General features: G+C 43.0%; 1 protein-coding gene. It reads left to right on the top strand.

Features of this window, described 5'->3' with window-relative positions:
- Positions 1 to 75: 75 nt before the first annotated feature.
- Complete coding sequence (locus GQA99_RS20065) at positions 76 to 1,092, top strand: IS110 family RNA-guided transposase (protein WP_160056983.1); 1,017 nt, start codon at positions 76 to 78, stop codon at positions 1,090 to 1,092.
- Positions 1,093 to 1,323 lie beyond the last annotated feature (231 nt).

Genomic DNA, 1,323 nt, shown 5'->3' with positions numbered 1-1,323 from the left:
GGCTTAATTAGATGGTCCGCCTCACCCCTAAGCTAAGCTAAACTTAGGGTAGGCTAATCAAAGAGGCGAACCATCATGACTACTATTAAAGTAATTGGGATCGATTTAGGCAAATCTTCTTTTCATCTTATTGGGCACGATCACACTGGTCGTGAACAATTACGTAAGCATTTAAGTCGTCCAAAGCTCATTCAATTTCTGTCGCAAACACCTAAAACGACAATTGCAATGGAGTCATGCGGTGGCTCCCACTGGTTGGCAAGAAAATGCCAATCACTCGGTCATGAGGTTAAACTCATCCCTCCCCAATATGTTAAACCTTACGTTAAAACAAATAAAAATGATTATATTGATGCCGATGCGATAGCTGAAGCATGCACAAGGCCGTCGATGCGCTTTGTTGGTGTAAAAACAGAAACCTCACAAGTCATTAGTGTTATTCAGCGTGTTCGGTCTAGTTATATCAAAGAGCGGACAGCATGTATGTCACGCATTGGTGCAATCTTACTTGAGTTTGGCATGAGCTTTCCTAGAGGGCATGCCAAAATGAAAGTGTTATTTCAATGGATTGCCGATAACAATGAACCGCTCCCAGCCATGTTGATGCAAGAATTGATAGAGCACCATGAGTACTATTTACTGCTTAATGAGCGCATAGCAGGTCAAGATAAAAAGCTTAAACAGCTTGTTGAGCAAGACGTGCGAGCGCAGTTATTAAAAACGATACCTGGAGTGGGAGATTTAACAGCGGCTCAGTGTTTAGCCGATATCTCTGATGTCACTCATTTTAAAAATGGCCGTCAAATGGCCGCATGGATAGGGTTAGTCCCTCATCAATATTCAACGGGAGGTAAATCGACCTTGCTGGGTATCAGTAAGCGTGGGAATAAGGCATTAAGAACGTTATTTATTCATGGTGCACGAGCGATGTTATCAAGGCCAGAAAAAGCGCTGGCGGTATTTGGCGAATGGATACTTGAACTCAGAGCGAGGAAGCCATTCAATGTAGCCGTAGTTGCCTTGGCAAATAAGTTAGTGCGAATAGCGTGGTCAGTGTTATCGACCAAGCACGCATTTGAAATAAGAGTTTAACCCGAGTTTGCAGATGATAGATAAGATGGCAGAACGGTCAGACCACTAGATTGAAGACCTGACATAAAAAACAGCAACAAAGTATGCTTTGGGCTTTTTGAGGACAATCTAGCGCGGAACTCATCGTGGAGCGGGTGTAAAGCACCTAATGAAGACTCCGAATACATTAGCGCAAACCAACCTCGTTATCGAAAATATCATTTGCAATAACGAGGCGGACCATACATTTTT

Source organism: Shewanella litoralis (genome assembly GCF_009828585.1).
In the GTDB taxonomy this organism is placed as follows: domain Bacteria; phylum Pseudomonadota; class Gammaproteobacteria; order Enterobacterales; family Shewanellaceae; genus Shewanella; species Shewanella litoralis.
The sequence above is the reverse complement of the archived record's forward strand: the minus strand, read 5'-3'. Positions and strand labels throughout refer to the sequence as shown.